General features: G+C 70.4%; 16 protein-coding genes. 8 read left to right on the top strand and 8 right to left on the bottom strand.

The genetic code is table 11. The features are described from left to right. Positions 1-24: 24 nt before the first annotated feature. Positions 25-1,002 (bottom strand): AraC family transcriptional regulator, encoded by a 978-nt coding sequence (locus AC1DW3_RS04260; RefSeq protein ID WP_477928895.1) that lies wholly within the window; start codon positions 1,000-1,002, stop codon positions 25-27. Between the two features lie 75 nt (positions 1,003-1,077). Here AC1DW3_RS04260 and AC1DW3_RS04255 point away from each other — a divergent pair, with 75 nt between their 5' ends. Together AC1DW3_RS04255 and AC1DW3_RS04250 are read left to right on the top strand one after the other, a co-directional pair. Further along, complete coding sequence (locus AC1DW3_RS04255; protein WP_477928893.1) at positions 1,078-2,325, top strand: MFS transporter; 1,248 nt, start codon at positions 1,078-1,080, stop codon at positions 2,323-2,325. Between the two features lie 138 nt (positions 2,326-2,463). Continuing rightward, entirely contained in the window at positions 2,464-3,474 is a 1,011-nt protein-coding gene (locus AC1DW3_RS04250) for an NADP-dependent oxidoreductase (protein ID WP_477928891.1), read from the top strand. Positions 3,475-3,478: 4 nt separating this feature from the next. Here AC1DW3_RS04250 and AC1DW3_RS04245 read toward each other — a convergent pair whose 3' ends face one another. Next, complete coding sequence (locus AC1DW3_RS04245) at positions 3,479-3,622, bottom strand: hypothetical protein (RefSeq protein ID WP_477928889.1); 144 nt, start codon at positions 3,620-3,622, stop codon at positions 3,479-3,481. A gap of 79 nt (positions 3,623-3,701) precedes the next feature. Between AC1DW3_RS04245 and AC1DW3_RS04240 the strand changes: the two genes are divergently transcribed. After that, positions 3,702-4,472, top strand: a complete 771-nt coding sequence (locus AC1DW3_RS04240; protein WP_477928888.1) for a PEP-CTERM sorting domain-containing protein — start codon at positions 3,702-3,704, stop codon at positions 4,470-4,472. A gap of 23 nt (positions 4,473-4,495) precedes the next feature. Here AC1DW3_RS04240 and ku read toward each other — a convergent pair whose 3' ends face one another. Further along, complete coding sequence (ku, locus tag AC1DW3_RS04235) at positions 4,496-5,347, bottom strand: non-homologous end joining protein Ku (RefSeq protein ID WP_477928886.1); 852 nt, start codon at positions 5,345-5,347, stop codon at positions 4,496-4,498. 14 nt (positions 5,348-5,361) lie between these two features. Then, complete coding sequence (locus tag AC1DW3_RS04230; protein WP_477928884.1) at positions 5,362-5,712, bottom strand: PRC-barrel domain-containing protein; 351 nt, start codon at positions 5,710-5,712, stop codon at positions 5,362-5,364. Positions 5,713-5,838: 126 nt separating this feature from the next. On the opposite strand from AC1DW3_RS04230, the gene AC1DW3_RS04225 reads away from it, so the two are divergent. Continuing rightward, on the top strand, positions 5,839-6,702 hold the full coding sequence (locus AC1DW3_RS04225) for a TolB family protein (RefSeq protein WP_477928882.1): 864 nt from the start codon (positions 5,839-5,841) through the stop codon (positions 6,700-6,702). Beyond that, complete coding sequence (locus tag AC1DW3_RS04220) at positions 6,699-7,151, top strand: RidA family protein (RefSeq protein WP_477928880.1); 453 nt, start codon at positions 6,699-6,701, stop codon at positions 7,149-7,151. Before AC1DW3_RS04225 ends, AC1DW3_RS04220 begins: the two co-directional genes overlap by 4 nt. Positions 7,152-7,157: 6 nt before the next feature. Here AC1DW3_RS04220 and AC1DW3_RS04215 read toward each other — a convergent pair whose 3' ends face one another. Continuing rightward, on the bottom strand, positions 7,158-9,236 hold the full coding sequence (locus AC1DW3_RS04215; protein ID WP_477928878.1) for a PAS domain-containing hybrid sensor histidine kinase/response regulator: 2,079 nt from the start codon (positions 9,234-9,236) through the stop codon (positions 7,158-7,160). After that, a complete protein-coding gene (locus AC1DW3_RS04210; RefSeq protein WP_477928876.1) occupies positions 9,233-9,661 on the bottom strand; it encodes a response regulator in 429 nt (142 codons plus the stop codon). Before AC1DW3_RS04210 ends, AC1DW3_RS04215 begins: the two co-directional genes overlap by 4 nt. Before the next feature lie 243 nt (positions 9,662-9,904). Here AC1DW3_RS04210 and AC1DW3_RS04205 point away from each other — a divergent pair, with 243 nt between their 5' ends. Then, on the top strand, positions 9,905-11,917 hold the full coding sequence (locus tag AC1DW3_RS04205) for an ATP-binding protein (RefSeq protein ID WP_477928874.1): 2,013 nt from the start codon (positions 9,905-9,907) through the stop codon (positions 11,915-11,917). Further along, complete coding sequence (locus AC1DW3_RS04200) at positions 11,892-12,533, top strand: response regulator (protein ID WP_477928872.1); 642 nt, start codon at positions 11,892-11,894, stop codon at positions 12,531-12,533. The genes AC1DW3_RS04205 and AC1DW3_RS04200 overlap by 26 nt, the downstream gene beginning before the upstream one ends. On the opposite strand, the gene AC1DW3_RS04195 is transcribed toward AC1DW3_RS04200, so the two are convergent. Both AC1DW3_RS04195 and AC1DW3_RS04190 read right to left on the bottom strand, forming a co-directional pair. Continuing rightward, the gene (locus AC1DW3_RS04195; protein ID WP_477928870.1) at positions 12,530-13,090 is read right to left on the bottom strand and encodes a DUF6036 family nucleotidyltransferase; all 561 of its coding nucleotides are present in this window, start codon (positions 13,088-13,090) and stop codon (positions 12,530-12,532) included. The two genes, AC1DW3_RS04200 and AC1DW3_RS04195, sit on opposite strands and share 4 nt — an antisense overlap. Then, positions 13,087-13,764, bottom strand: a complete 678-nt coding sequence (locus AC1DW3_RS04190) for a helix-turn-helix transcriptional regulator (protein WP_477928868.1) — start codon at positions 13,762-13,764, stop codon at positions 13,087-13,089. Before AC1DW3_RS04190 ends, AC1DW3_RS04195 begins: the two co-directional genes overlap by 4 nt. A 277-nt stretch (positions 13,765-14,041) precedes the next feature. Here AC1DW3_RS04190 and AC1DW3_RS04185 point away from each other — a divergent pair, with 277 nt between their 5' ends. Then, positions 14,042-14,392, top strand: a complete 351-nt coding sequence (locus AC1DW3_RS04185) for a PRC-barrel domain-containing protein (protein ID WP_477928866.1) — start codon at positions 14,042-14,044, stop codon at positions 14,390-14,392. Positions 14,393-14,425: the final 33 nt, after the last annotated feature.

The raw sequence follows: 14,425 nt of genomic DNA, 5'->3' as shown, positions 1-14,425 counted from the left end.
TTTTAGGCGGCCACCCCGCGGCGCTCAGCCCGCTCGCGCCGCACTCGGCGCATGCCCGATCACCCGCTTGAACGCCCGGCTGAACGAAGCCTCGGACTCATAACCCAATCGGTCCGCGGCCGTGGCGACCCGCATGCCGTCCTGGGCGATCCAGCGCCTGGCCTGGAACATCTTGACCTTGGCGACGTATTTGGCCGGGCTCTCGCCCAGGGTGCGCGTGAAGGCCTCGGCGAAGCTGGAGCGCGAGGCGCCCATCAGCGCGGCCATCTCGGGCACATTCCAGTCGCGCTCGGGGTCGGCATGGATGGCGGCGATGACCTTGCCGATCTTGGGGCAGCGCACCGCGGCGACCCAGCCGGTCGAGTCGCTGCAGCCGCATTCCACCCAGGCGCGGATGATGCTGGCGGCGAGCGCATCGGCCAGCCGGGCCAGGATGCCGCAGGCGCCGATGCGGTCCAGCGCCACCTCGCGCTCCATGGCGTCCAGCAGGGCCGGCACGGTGGCGTCCTTGTTGGCCAGGTCGCCGGCCAGCATGACGGTGGGCATCATGGCGATCAGCGGGTGCAGCGGGTCGAGGTTGAAGCGCAGCGCGCCGCAGAACATCACGTCGGGCGGCGGCTCGCTGGGCTGCGGCGGCCCGAAGTGCTCGCCGCCGACGAGGTAGATGTTGTCGGCCACGGCCACGCGCGACAGGGTGGCTATGTCCACCGTCGGCACGTCCGGCGCGCTGGCCAGGATGTGGAAGCTGCCATGGGGCAACAGCACGGCGTCGCCGGCGTTCAGGCGCTGCCAGTCGGTGGCCGCCGTGCGCAGCCAGGCGCCGCCGCTGGCGACGAAGTGAAATCGCGCCGCGGCCTGGGCAGGAAAAGCCACGGCCCAGGGGCCGCGCATCAGGCAGCGGCCGTACTCCACACCGTCCAGGCGCAGGCCCAGCAGCACCTGGGTCAGCGTGTCGGGCACGCCAGGCTCCGTCTCGAGGCCCTTGGACGAATAGTCAAGCATCTCGGCTCTTTCGGCATTCAAACGCCGGAATCCTATGCCTAGCATGAGACCGTTAGCCACTCCAGGGTCTTTGTCGTGTCGTCCTCTCCCTGCTCCCAATGCCTAGACGCGGGTGCCAATGCCGCTCCCGTCCCCCCGCTACCCGCCCCCACCCACCATTGGCCCGCCATCGGCTCGCTGACGCTGGGCGTCTTTGGCCTCGTCATGGCCGAGTTCCTGCCGGCAAGCCTGCTGACGGCCATGGCCACCGACCTGGGCGTCAGCGATGGCGCGGCCGGCCAGGCCGTTACGGCCACGGCCCTGGTTGGCGCCATTGCCGCGCCTTCGCTGCCGCTGCTGACGCGCCGGCTGGACCGCCGCGTCGTCATGCTGGCCTTCACGGTGCTGCTGCTGCTGTCCAACGCCCTCGCGGCGACGGCCAGCAGCCTGGGCCTGCTGCTGGTGGCGCGGGTGATGCTCGGCGTGGCCCTGGGCGGCTTCTGGTCGATGTCGGCGGCGCTGGCGCTGCGGCTGGTGCCGCCGGCGCAGTTCGCGCGCGCCATGTCCATCATCCTGACCGGCGTGTCGGTGGCCACCGTCTGCGCGGCGCCGCTGGGCGCGTGGATGGGTGACGTCTGGGGCTGGCGCAGCGCCTTCATCGCGGCCGGCGTGGTGAGCCTCGTCACGCTGGCCGTGCAGGCCGCCACCCTCCCGCCCCTGCCGCCGCGTGACAAGCCCGACCTGCGCGTGCTGGCCGAACTGCTGCGCCGCCCGCCGGTGCGCGTGGCCCTGCTGGCGGTGCTGCTGGTCGTCTCCGGCCACTTCGCCGGCTTCACCTACATCCGGCCGCTGATGGAGCAGGTCACCCACCTGTCGGTCGGCGCCATCTCCGGCGTGCTGCTGGGCTATGGCATCGGCGGCTTCTTCGGCAACTTCGCCGGTGGCTGGCTGGCCGGGCGCAGCGAGCGCCATGCCATCGTGGCGGGCGGCGTGCTGATCGCGGTGCTGGCGGCCAGCCTGCTCGTCGCCGGCAGCTCAGCCGTGGTGACGGCCATCGCCATCACGCTGTGGGGCTTTGCCTTCGGCGCCTTCCCGGTCGGTTTCCAGACCTGGATCGTGCGCGCCGCGCCCGACCAGGCCGAAGGCGCCGGCGGGCTGATGGTGGCCGGCTTCCAGATCGCCATCGCCAGCGGCGCCATCGGCGGCGGCCTGCTGGTGGACCGCATCGGCGCTCTCGGCGGCCCGGCCTTCGCCGTCGTCGCGTTGACGCTGGGCACGTTGCTGACGCTGCGCCATGGCCCTCGTCCGGTTGAAGCAGCCCCTCGCCCAGTCGCGCCGCGCTGAACGCGGGCGCACCCGGTCGGTCCCCCGAGGGGACGGCGATGCATGCGGCGTCGAGCCGCATGCACATCGCCAGCGCGGGCCGGCTAGGGAGCGGCCCGGCGCTCGGCCCGCAGTCACACATACGAACGGAGAACAGACATGAACCGCCGCCTCACCCTCGCCGCCTATCCGCAGGGCCTGCCCGGCGCGGAGCACTTCCGCCTCGACACCCAGCCTGTGCCCGAGCCCGCCGACGGCCAGGTGCTGCTGCGCACCCTCTACCTCTCCGTCGACCCCTATCAGCGCAACCTGATGGCGCCGGTCGGCCCCGGCTATGCGCCACCGGTGCCGCTGGGCGGCGTCATGGTGGGTGGCACGGTCAGCCGCGTCGTCGCGTCACACCATGCCGCTTTCAAAGAGGGTGAGCTGGTGCTGGCCAATGCCGGCTGGCAGGACTACGCCCTGTCCGATGGCAGCGACCTGTTGGGGCTCGGTGAAGTAGGCGATGTGAAGCAGCCTTCGCATGCGCTGGGTGGCCTGGGCATGCCGGGCTTCACGGCCTATGTCGGCCTGCTGGACATTGGCCAGCCCAAGCCGGGCGAGACCGTGGTGGTCGCCGCCGCCACCGGCGCGGTCGGCGCGGTCGTCGGGCAGCTCGCCAAGCTGAAAGGCGCCCGCGTCGTCGGCATTGCCGGCGGTGCGGACAAATGCCGCCACGCCGTCGAGGTGCTGGGCTTCGACACCTGCCTGGACCGCCATGCGCCGGACCTCGCCGAGCGACTGGCGGCGGCCTGCCCGCAAGGCATCGACGTCTATTTCGAAAACGTCGGTGGCGAGGTCCTGGCCGCGGTGCTGCCGCTGCTGAACGTCAATGCCCGCGTGCCGGTCTGCGGCTTCATCTCGCACTACAACGATGCGGTACCCGCGCCCGGCCCCGACCTGGCAACCGTGCTCGCCAAGCGCGTCCGTGTTCAGGGCTTCATCATCCTGGACCACTGTGGCGAGCGCTTCGACGCCTTCCGCCGCGACATGAGTGCTTGGTTGGCTTCAGGGCGCCTCACGCTGCGCGAGGACATCGTCGACGGCCTGGAGCAGGCGCCGGCGGCCCTGGCCCGGCTGCTGCAGGGCGGCAACTTCGGCAAGACCGTCGTGCGCGTGGCCCAGGACTAGGCCATCACGGCTTGGCCGGTGCGTCCAGCGCCTTCAGCGCACGTTCCAGTCCGCCCTTCTTCATCGGGGGCTTCTCTGCAGGCAGCAGTTGCTCGATGGCCATGCGCTGGGCGAGCGTCAGGAGCGCGACGACCGTTGCCCCGCTCAACTGTGGGTCATCCGTGGGTGGAGCACTGCCGGACGGGCGCGCAACATCGGCGGCTCCATCCCACGATCAGGAGAGCCCCATGACTGCTGCGGCAAGCCAGCGCGATCGCCTTCCCCCGCTGCTGGCGCCAGCCCTGGCGCTGGTGCTGTCGGCCCCCGCGTCTGCCACGGTCTGCCCGACCGCGACCTTCGACCAGATCCTCACGCTGGGCAACTGCACCATCGCAGGCTCCAATTTCGATTTCACCCAGCGGCAGCTGCCATCGCACCCGGTCTGGAACAACGGGCCGTTTGCCGGCAACACGAAGCTGGCGCCGGACGCTGCGGCGATCGTCTTCACGCCCGACAGCAGCCCCGGCAGCATCGGCTTCACGCTGGCGATGGACTTCGGCGTCGTGGGCCAGGCCTCCCGCTTCGACCCGTTCGCCCAGACGGTCAAGACCGGCAACTACATCGATGCGACGCTGGCCTACTTCAGCATCACCAACGCGGCGGGGATGGGCCTCAGCGGCTACTCGGTCACGATGGGCAACGTGGTGGTCACGCAGACCAACTTCGACGCCATCGTCTACGCCAATCTGAACAGTGCCACTGCGGCGGTCAACAACGCCGGGTTCACGCGGCTGACCGAGGCCATCGACTATGGCGCCGTGCTGCCGGGCACCTTGCTCTACGCCGCCAACTTCAAGGCCTACGAGTATTCGCCCGACCCCGCACATGGGGCTCGCTTCGGCACCGTCAGCTTCGAATTCGCTCAACAGGCGTTGGCGGTGCCGGAGCCCGGCACGGCCCTGTTGTGGTTGGCCGGGCTGGCGGGCGTCGCCTGCATCACGCGTCGTCGCGCGAGCTGAAACCAACGCGCCTGACGTTGACCTCAGGCCGCTTTCTTGCGGCTGGTGCCGCCCCTCTTCGCCGGCGCCTTGGCCTTGCCGCTCAGGCTCTGGCGCAGCAGCTCGGTCAGGTCGACGACATTGCTGCCGCCCGCCTCGGGCGCTTCCTCGAAGGGCTTCACGGTCGCCTTCTTGCCGGCCTTGGCCTTGGCCTTCACCAGCGCATGGATGGCGCTCGTGAAGTCGTCCTTGAACTTCTCGGGCTTCCAGGCCGACGTCATCTGCGCAATGAGCTGCCGGGCCATCTTCAGCTCCGCGGGCTTGACGCCGGCAGCACCCGCCTTGGGCAGCTCCAGCGCGTCTGGTGAGCGGATCTCCTCGGCCCAGCGCAGCGTGCCCAGCATCAGCGCCGGGCCGGCGGGGATCAGCGCGGCCAGGTGCTCCTTGTTGTGCAGCACGAAGCGGGCGATGCCGATGACGCCGGCACTCTCCAGCGCCTCGCGCAGCAGCGCATAGACGCGATCGGCCCGGCCGTCGGGCGCCAGGTAGTAGGGCTTCTCGATGTAGACGAAGGACACGTCCGCCGCCTTCACGAAGCTCTCGATCTGGATGGTCTGCGTGCGCTTGGGGTAGGCCGCCTTGATCTCGTCGTCGGACAGCACGACGTAGTCGTCGCCCTCGAGCTTCACGCCCTTGACGATGTGCTCCTTCGCGATCTCCTTGCCGGTGCGCTTGTTGATGCGCTTGTAGCCCACCGGATCCATGCTGCGCTTGTCCAGCCAGTCAAAGTCGATCTCCTGCTCCTGCGTGGCGGTGTGCAGCGACACCGGCACATGCACGAGGCCGAAGGAGATGGCCCCTTTCCAGATGGCGCGCGGGTTGGCGGCTGCGGCCATGGGCGGCTCGGGCCTCAGACCCAGACGGCGCCGTAGTGGGCGTAGACGTCGCGGCCGAAATCGTCGGTGTAGTCGGGCCGCTCGTCCTTCGCATAGCGCGGGCCGGTCTTGAGCTGCTCCATGTCGAGGTTGACGACATAGCCGTCCTTCTCGGTGTCATAGGTCAGCATGCTCCAGGGCAGCGGGAAGCGGTCCGCGCCCAGGCCCAGGAAGCCGCCGAACTCCAGCGCGGCATAGCGGACATGACCGTTGCGCTTGTCGATGACGAGGTCGTCGATGGCGCCGAGCTTTTCGCCGGCGAGGTTGTAGACGTTGGTCCCTTCGACACGCGATGCCGAAATCGTGGGATGCAGGCTGACGCTCATGGCGGCTCCTTGATGGCTGTCGGATCACTATCCAGCCTGCCGCCCCGCTGTGCCGTCGGCGTGACAGACGTCTGCCTGTAGGTGGGGGCTGACCGCCGCGGCGGCTTTCAGCAGAATCCGCCCCTCATGAACACCCTGATCGCCCTTGTGCTCGCCGCCGCCGCCGTGAACCCGCCGCTGCGCTGGACGCCCGAGCGCGTCTCGACGGACCAATACGAGGCCTCGCCGACCTTCACACCCGATGGCCGCAGCATGGTCTTCATGCGCGCCGACAAGCAGTTCTCGACCTACCGCCTCATGCAGTCGACCTGCGGCCCGGCCGGCTGGGGCGAGGCCACGCCCGTGCCCTTTGCGGCGCCGCCGCCCGCCAACGACGCCGACCCCTTCATCACTGCCGATGGGCGCCAGCTCTGGTTCGTGTCGTCGCGGTCCTTCCCGGGCAAGCAGGGCGATGACCTCGACATCTGGGTGGCCGATGCGGACGGCCGTGGCGGCTGGCTGGCGCCGCGCCGCCTGCCCGAGCCCGTCAACTCGCCGCAGGCCGAATTGCTGCCGCGCCTGCTGCCCGACGGCCGCCTCTTCTTCGGCTCTGACCGCCCCGGCGGCCTGGGCGGCAACGACGTCTATGTCGCCAGCCCGCAGGCCGACGGCAGCTGGCGCGTCGGCAACCTCGGCGCACCGCTGAACAGCGCGAAGAACGACTACGAGATCGAGATATCCCGCGACGCCAGCCAGGCCGTCGTCGTGTCCGACCGCGAGGGCCGCTCGCATCTCTATCGCTACGCCAGGGCGGGCGAGGGCTGGCAGCCATTGGGCCGCGTGGCGGCCCGCGACGATGTCTTCCAGGTCGGTCCGCTGCTGTCACCCAAGGGCGACCGGCTGCTGTTTGCGCAGGCAGACGGCGAGCGCTCGGGTGAACTCTTTCTCGCCGACCTGACCCCCAACCCCGACCGGTCCTGGCCACCCGCCTGCACCCGGAGCAAGCCATGAACCTCACACGCCGCACCCTGGCCGTTGGCCTCGCGACGACGCCACCCATCGCAGGAGCCGCCATGGTCAAGACACGCGCCATCAACGCCGCCGAAGCACCCGCCCCATCGGGCGGCTATGCCCAGGCCCTGGAGGTGAAGGCGCCGTCGCGCCTGCTCTTCATCAGCGGCCAGATTCCTGTCGACAAGGCCGGCGCCGTGCCCGCAACCTTCGCCGCGCAATGCCGTCTCGTCTGGGCCCATATCGACGCCCAGCTGAAGGCGGCCGGCATGACGCTGGACCACCTCGTCAAGGTCACCACCTATCTCGGCGATCGCAAACACGCATTGGATAACTCCGCCATCCGCCGCGAGGTGCTGGGCGCGCGCAGCCCGGCGCTGACGGTGCTGATCGCCGGCATCTACGACAGCGACTGGCTGCTGGAGATCGAGGCCATCGCGGCCGACTGAAACCGCTCAGGCCGGTTGCGGCACGCAGGCAAACGCTGCCAGCAGCGCCTCGTGCAGCGCGTCCGGGTCCAGCGGCTTGGTCAGGAAGGCGGCCAGCCCCAGGCGCTCGCAGCGCTCGCGCTCCAGCGGCATGGCGCTGGCCGTGAGCGCCAGCACCGGCGCCGCCAGGCCGGCCTCGCGCAGGCGGCGCGTGACCTCGAAGCCATCCATGTCGGGCAGGTGCAGGTCCATCAGCACGGCGTCGAAGGGGCCGCTGGCGGCTTCGCGCAAGGCGCTTTCGCCATCGGGCGCCACGGCAACCTGCAGCGCGCCCTGGGCCAGCACGGCCAGCGCGATCTCCTGGTTGACGGGGTTGTCTTCGACGAGCAGCACGCGCCGGCCGTGGTGGCGCATGCGCAGCAGGTCGGCGGGCGACAGGCGCAGCGACTGGCCTTCCTCGAAGCCGCGCGGGCGATGGTCGCGCGCCAGCCGGGCCGTGAACCAGAAGCGCGCCCCCTGGCCGGGCCGGCTGGACAGGCCGACCTCGCCGCCCATCATCTCGGCGATGCGCCGCGTGATGGCCAGGCCGAGGCCGGTGCCGCCGTGGCGTCGCGCGATGGTCGCGTCGCCCTGCTCGAAGGCGCTGAAGAGGCGGCCCGCCACCTCGGGGCCGAAGCCCGGGCCGGTGTCGCTGACCTCGAAGCGCAGCCGCACCGCGTCGTCGCCAGCACCGACATCGTCAGGCAGTTGGGTCACGCTGAGCACCACCTCGCCGCTGTCGGTGAACTTCACCGCATTGGCCACCAGGTTGAGCACGGCCTGGCGCAGCCGCGTCGGGTCGCCGAGCAGGCGCTTCGGCAGGCCGGTGGCGCACAGGCGCAGCGCAATGCCCTTGGCCTGGGCCTGCGGGCCGAACAGGCTGAGGGACTGCCGCAGCAGCTCGGGCAGGGCCAGCGGCAGCTGCTCCAACTCCATGTGGCCGGCCTCGATCTTGGACAGGTCCAGCACGTCGCCGATCAGAGTCATCAGATGGCCGGCGGCGTTCTCCATGGTGGCCAGGCGCGCCGCCTGCTCGGCATCGGTCGCCGAGCGCGACAGCAGGCGCGACATGCCGACGATGGCATTCATCGGCGTGCGGATCTCGTGGCTGATATTGGCCAGGAAGGCCGACTTGGCCTCGCTGGCCGCGCGCGCCTCGGCCGACGCCCGTTCCAGCGCGGCCGTGCGCTCCTGCACGCGTAGCTCCAGCTCGCGGCGGGAGTGTTCCAGCGCGTCGATGGCGCCGCGGCGGTCGCTCACGTCGAGGTGGATGCCGAGGGCGCGCAGCGCGCGGCCGTCGGCATCGCGCTCGACGACCTGGCCAGCATCCAGCACCCAGATCCAATGCCCATCGCGGTGGCGCAGCCGGTGCTCGCAGCGGTAGCTGTCGGTGGCGCCGCGCAGATGCGGCAGCAGCGAGGCGTCGATGGCGGCCCAGTCGTCGGGGTGGACGAGGGCACGCCAGCTGTCCAGGTGCGGCTCGATCTCGTCGACGCGGTAGCCCAGCATCTCGGCCCAGCGCTCGTTGACATGCACCCTGCCGCTGGCCACCTGCCAGTCCCACAGGCCCAGGGCCGCGCCGCGCATCGCCAGCGACAGCTGCTGCTCGCTGCGCGCCAGGCGCTCGGCATCCTGGCGCTGCTCGGTGACGTCGCGGGCGATGAGGTAGCGCGGTTCACCCTCGCCGGGCAGGCGGCCGCGGTTGACGCGGAACAGCCGCGGGCCGGCCGGCGTCTGCCAGGTCTCGACGTCGACATCGGTCGCGGCCCGCTCGGCCGGGCCGTCCAGCATCGCGTCCGGCAGGCGGCCGATGAGGTTGAGGCCGGGCAGCGGCGCCACGCCCAGGCCGCCCACGCGCGCGGCCTCGTCGTTGCAGACCAGGCAACGCCCCTCGGCGTCATGCACGATGACGGCGACGCCGGCATCGGCCAGCACGGCATTCAGCATCTGCAAGGCCTGGGCGCTCAAGGCATGGCTGCGGCGCCGCAGCAGGCGGGCGCCGCCGAAATCGCGCAGCCGGCGCCACCAGCGTGCCGGGCCCGCGGCGGGCAGGGGCAGGGCGCTCAAGCGGCGGCTCCCAGCGGGTTGGCGGCACTCATTGCCAGCAGGCGGTGCAGTTGGAGATGAGCCTGCACGCGCGCGAGCAGCAGCAGCGGGCGCAGCGGCAGGCTCAGGCAGTCGCAAGCGCCCAGGCCCAGCGCCAGCTCCTCGTCACCGCCACTGGAGACGAAGAGCACGGGAATGGCTCGCGTCTCGTCGTCGTTGCGCAGCCGGCTCAGCAGGTCCAGGCCATGCTGGTCAGCCACCGTCTCACCCAGCAGGATCAGGCCGGGCGCGGGCTCGCCGACGGCCAGGCGCGCCAGGGCGGCGCCCGAGGCGACGCTGCGCACGCGATAGCCGGCCTCGCGCAGCAGCGCGGCAGCGCCGTCGAGCGCGGCGCCGGCCAGCAGCACCAGTGGTGCCGCGGCGTCGAGTGGGTCAGAAATGAGCATGGCGCGCATCTTGTTCGTGCAATGCAGTCATGGCGAGGGGGTGATGAGGGGTTTCTGGCATCCCCGACACCAGCCATCAAGAATCCCCTACACAAACCTCATGGCGCCGTTACATCTCTTGACCGACAGTGGTCGCCTGGCCAAACAAGGGAGCAGGTGAACCATGCGCGACGACGCTGCGGTGACCCCAGGGGAGCATGAGATCGCTGCGGGCGATTTCGGTCGCGCCGCTGCCATGACCGCATGACCCGCGCCGCGCGGCCCAGCACCTGGCGCTTCGCGCTGCTGCCGGCTTTTGCCGTGGCGGCACTCACCTGCGTGCTGCTGGGCTTCGAGCAGCGCCTGCTCGGTGCCGAGCTCATCGAACGCAGCCTGGTGAGCAACCAGCAGCGCGCCGACGTGCTCGGCCTGCAGCTGCAGCTGGCGCTGCGGGACGCCGTCAGCCAGGTGCGCCTGCTGGCGCGCTCGCCGCTGCTGCGCCCGGGTGCGTCGCCCGAGCGGGCCCGGGCCGAGCTGGACCAACTCGTCGAGCGCTCGCCGCGCTTCGTCTGGGCCGGCCTGGTCGGCATGGACGGCCAGGTCATCGCCGGCAGCCGGGGCTGGCTGGAGGGCGCCTCCATCGCGCAGCGGCCGGTGTTCAAGCGCGGCAAGGACGGCATGGTGGGCGACGTGCACGAGCCCGTCACGCTGGCGCCGCTGATGGCGCGCCTGCCCGGCGGCGTGCGCGAGCTCATCGACATCGGCGAGCCGGTGCTGGACGACGCCGGCGAGGTCGTCGGCGTCGTGGCGGTGCACCTGGGCCTGGACTGGGTCAACGAGCAACTGGCGCTCAGCCTGGGCGAGCCCGCCGACGCCGCAGCCCAGGGCCTGCGCGGCCTGGTGCTGACCGAACCCGGCGCGCGCAATGTGGCGCCCACCACCATCGTGCCCGCCGGCCTGCCGCCCGCCCACCCCAAGCCCCAGCGCTGGCGCGCTGACGACGGCGAGGCCTGGCTGCTGGCCCAATCGGCCCTGCGCGGCCTGGGCAGTGGCGACGCGCCGCTGCTGCCTTGGCGGGCCGTGGTGCTGCAACGCGAGGACGTGGCCCTCGCCCCGCTGCACCAGCTGACCTCTTCCATGCTGTGGGTGGGCGTCGCCGCCGCGCTGCTGCTGGCCGCCGCGGGCTTCTGGGCCGCGCGCCGCTTGCTGACGCCGTGGGGTCGCGTCTTCGACAGCGCGCTGGCCGACGCGGCCGTGGACACCCTGCTCGCGACGCTGGACATGGACGGCCACGTGCTGGAGTGGAGCCGCGGTGCCGCGCAGCTCAGCGGTCACGCGCCTGCCGACGCCATGGGCCGCAAGCTGGACACGCTGCTGCCCGGCTTCGACGGCTGCGCCGCCTGGATGGGCGCCGCCCAGATCGACGGCTGGTGCGAGTTGCGCGTGCTGGGCCGCACGCCCGATGGCCGCGAACGCCGCTTCGAGGGCGCGCTCTACGCGCTGGGCGTGACGACCGGCTCGGCCCGCTTCGGCCTCATCCTGCGCGACGTCAGCGAGCGCGCCGCCCAGGCCCGTCTCATCGAGGTCACCCGCGACGAGCTCACCCAGCTCAACCGCCGCCTGCTCGACCAGGAGAAGCGCACCAGCCGCCGCCTCGCCCAGTCCCTGCACGACGAACTCGGCCAGACCCTGGCCGCGCTGCGCCTGCACTGGGAAGCCTGGCGCGGCGCCACTGCCGAGCAGCGCGAGCGCATGGACGAGCGCATCGCCAACCTCATCGTGCTGGCCAACCGCCAGGTGCGCGGCGTGCTGGCCGAGATGCGCCCGCCGCTGCTGGACGAACTCGGCCTGGCCGCCGCCATCGACAACGAGATCCGCCAGCACCAGGGCGGCGACGGCGAAGCGCGCATCGAGCTGCAGGCCAGCGAGGCGGCCCAGCAGCAGCGCTGGCCGGCCGACATCGAATACGCCGTCTTCATGATCGCCCGCGAGGCGCTGCTGAACGCCATGCGCCACGCCGGCGCCCAGGCCATCACCGTGAGCCTGGAGGGCGATGAAGGCCAGCTGGAACTCGCCATCAGCGACGACGGCCAGGGCTTCCAGGCGGGCACCGGGCGGCCCGGCCATCTCGGCCTCATCGGCATGCGCGAGCGCGCCCTGGCCATCGGTGCCGATCTGCACATTGACGGCCGCCCCGGCCGTGGCACCATGGTTGCACTGACCTGGGACGCCACCGACGAGGCCGACGCCGATGAGCCGCATCTACCTGATCGATGACCACGCCATCATGCGCGACGGCCTGCGCATCGTGCTCGAGACGGCCGGCCACGAGGTCATCGGCGAGGCCGCCGGCCCCACGCCCGCCCTGGCCGACCTCGGCCGCCTGCTGCCCGACGTCGTGCTGCTGGACCTGCGCCTGGGCCAGCGCTCCGGCTTCGAGCTGCTGGATGAGCTGCGCAAGCGCGGCATGCAGCTGCGCGTCATCGTGCTGACCATGTCCGACCAGCCCCGCCACGTCGCCGAGGCGCTGCGCCTGGGCGCCTGGGGCTATCTGCTCAAGGGCTCGGCCAGCTCCGAGGTGTTGCAGGCCGTCAAGGCCGTGGCCGCTGGCGAGCGCTTCCTGAGCCCGCAGGCGGCCGAGTTCGCCGCCTCCATGCTGACCGGCGCCGGCACGGCCCCCGACGAGGAGGGCCTGTCGCCGCGCGAGCGCCAGATCCTGCTGATGGTGGCCCAGGGCGCCACCAGCGCCGCCATCGGCGAAGCCCTGCACCTCAGCCCCAAGTCCGTGGACACCTACCGCAGCCGGCTGATGAAGAAGCTCGGCCTGAACGACATCGCCGGCCTCGTCAAATGGGCCATCCGCGAGGGGCTGATCAGCCTGGACGAGAGCTAACCCTCCGGTATTTCGTTGCCCGCGTCACGCAGTGCCTTGACCCAGCGGCGGATGGTTGCGCGCAGGCTGCGTTGCTGCTGGCCATCCAGCGGCATTTGCCGGACCAGGTCCAGGGCTTGGTTCGGCTGCAGATAGCGGTGCTCGAGCATGGCCATGCAGAACTCGCGATCCTTGTCTCGGCCTGCCGCCGCCTTTGACATGAAGAGGTCCGGCAGGTCCAGGCAATAGCCGACCCGGCCGTTGGTGTTGCTGTTCTGAACTCGATGCACGCGCTGGAACCAGCCATCCGGCAGGATCGCCGTGTCGGGGCCGACGCCCTGCGCGTAGTAGCCGTTCTGTTCGTGGAACTGCGACCCCTCACCGATGGCGCCATCGATCTTGTCGGCCAGCTCAGGCGCCTGCAGAGGGTAGATGTCTGCTTCAGCCGAAGCCGTGAAGACCGGGTCAGGGTTGGGGACGGCACCCAGGATGGACTGGCTTCCCACGATGATGAATTCGTACTGGTCGGTCACGTCCGCACTCGCGCGGATGATGTGTTCCAGCTCCTCGCGGGTCACGGCGCTTCCCCATCGAGGTCGCCCCCAAGTCGCACGCCGCTCTTGAGTTCGCTGACTGCTGCCAGTATTTTCTGTCGCACTGCCGCAGGCAGGATGGTCGGCAGCGGCGAGGCCTGGCGCAACTCCTGCGCACGCCGCGTGCGACCCAGCACCTTGCGCCAGTTGCGGCCTTGAAGAATGTGTTGCCACTCCTCCCACAGGCTCGCGGAGAGAGAAGAGGGCTTGGTGCTCAGCCAGAGTTGCAGCGTCGCCTTGGCCTTGTCGAGCAGCGCAGGACTGCGCTTCACGGCCCGGACCGCCTCCGCATGCAGAGCGATGCTTTGGAGGTCCTGGATCTGGTGGCGGGACTCGTCGGCGGAGACAAGCACTTGCACGACGGGCTTGCTGCGCTTGGAACGAGCTGCCGCTGAGCCTGATGAGGCCGGCTGCAGCGCATCGCCGGCCAACAGTGCAAGCTCGCCACTGACACCCAGCACCGCCATGACCCGCAGATACGTCCCGATGGCAGTGCCTGGGTCGCCGGCTTCAACCGCGCTGAGCGTGGAGCGAGAAACGCCGACGCGGCTCGCCATCTCGACCGTGCCAATGCCTTTTTCCTGGCGCAGGCGCTTGAGACGGTCGCTCAGTTGCAGCAGCAGCTGGCGATCCAGCAACGAGAGACTGGTCGTGGTCATTTGTCCAATATTTTAGGCAAAACTTGCAAATTTGCCTACTTTGTTGGACAGCTGATCGAATGGATTCCCTTCAGCTTGCTGGGGCTGGCTGTTGCGGTGTCGGCAAGGGCTGCGCCGAGTTACCTCATGGTCGGTCCACTCCTACAGCACCGGGGCGCCCGGCCCGACTGTGCCGGCAGGCGCCGCCATGCATATTGGACCCATGGTGCACAGCACCTGGCGGAGCAGGCCAAGGCCGGCCCCGTGACCCGTGTTCAACCCTGTCAGGAGTTCCATCATGGCCAGCGTCACCCCCACCATCTCTTCCTCCAAGGTCGAAGGCACCAAGGTCTACAGCCCCAGTGGCGACAAGCTCGGTTCCATCGACGACCTCGTCATCGACAAGAAGTCCGGCCAGGTCCGCTACGCCGCGCTGGAGTTCGGCGGCTTCCTCGGCATGGGTACCGACCGCTACCCCCTGCCCTGGGATCAGCTGAAGTACGACACCAGCAAGGACGGCTATGTCGTCAACGTCGACAAGGCCCAGCTGGAGCGTGCACCGCGCTACCCCAACGACGAAGCGCCCACCTACAACGACGAGTACGGCCGCAAGGTCTACGACTACTACGGCTCGACCTGGTGGATGTAAGCCGGCCCTTGCCGTTTGCTGATTGAAGGGGCG

The organism is Roseateles sp. P2_H4, from assembly GCF_056403315.1.
The sequence above is the reverse complement of the archived record's forward strand: the minus strand, read 5'-3'. Positions and strand labels throughout refer to the sequence as shown.

Excerpts from the sequence above, each read along its gene's own strand:
- AC1DW3_RS04260 (WP_477928895.1), bottom strand. The coding sequence starts at position 1,002 with ATGCTTGACTATTCGTCCAAGGGCCTCGAGACGGAGCCTGGCGTGCCC.
- AC1DW3_RS04250 (WP_477928891.1), top strand. The coding sequence starts at position 2,464 with ATGAACCGCCGCCTCACCCTCGCCGCCTATCCGCAGGGCCTGCCCGGC.
- AC1DW3_RS04240 (WP_477928888.1), top strand. The coding sequence starts at position 3,702 with ATGACTGCTGCGGCAAGCCAGCGCGATCGCCTTCCCCCGCTGCTGGCG.
- ku (WP_477928886.1), bottom strand. The coding sequence starts at position 5,347 with ATGGCCGCAGCCGCCAACCCGCGCGCCATCTGGAAAGGGGCCATCTCC.
- AC1DW3_RS04230 (WP_477928884.1), bottom strand. The coding sequence starts at position 5,712 with ATGAGCGTCAGCCTGCATCCCACGATTTCGGCATCGCGTGTCGAAGGG.
- AC1DW3_RS04225 (WP_477928882.1), top strand. The coding sequence starts at position 5,839 with ATGAACACCCTGATCGCCCTTGTGCTCGCCGCCGCCGCCGTGAACCCG.
- AC1DW3_RS04220 (WP_477928880.1), top strand. The coding sequence starts at position 6,699 with ATGAACCTCACACGCCGCACCCTGGCCGTTGGCCTCGCGACGACGCCA.
- AC1DW3_RS04210 (WP_477928876.1), bottom strand. The coding sequence starts at position 9,661 with ATGCTCATTTCTGACCCACTCGACGCCGCGGCACCACTGGTGCTGCTG.
- AC1DW3_RS04205 (WP_477928874.1), top strand. The coding sequence starts at position 9,905 with ATGACCCGCGCCGCGCGGCCCAGCACCTGGCGCTTCGCGCTGCTGCCG.
- AC1DW3_RS04200 (WP_477928872.1), top strand. The coding sequence starts at position 11,892 with ATGAGCCGCATCTACCTGATCGATGACCACGCCATCATGCGCGACGGC.
- AC1DW3_RS04190 (WP_477928868.1), bottom strand. The coding sequence starts at position 13,764 with ATGACCACGACCAGTCTCTCGTTGCTGGATCGCCAGCTGCTGCTGCAA.
- AC1DW3_RS04185 (WP_477928866.1), top strand. The coding sequence starts at position 14,042 with ATGGCCAGCGTCACCCCCACCATCTCTTCCTCCAAGGTCGAAGGCACC.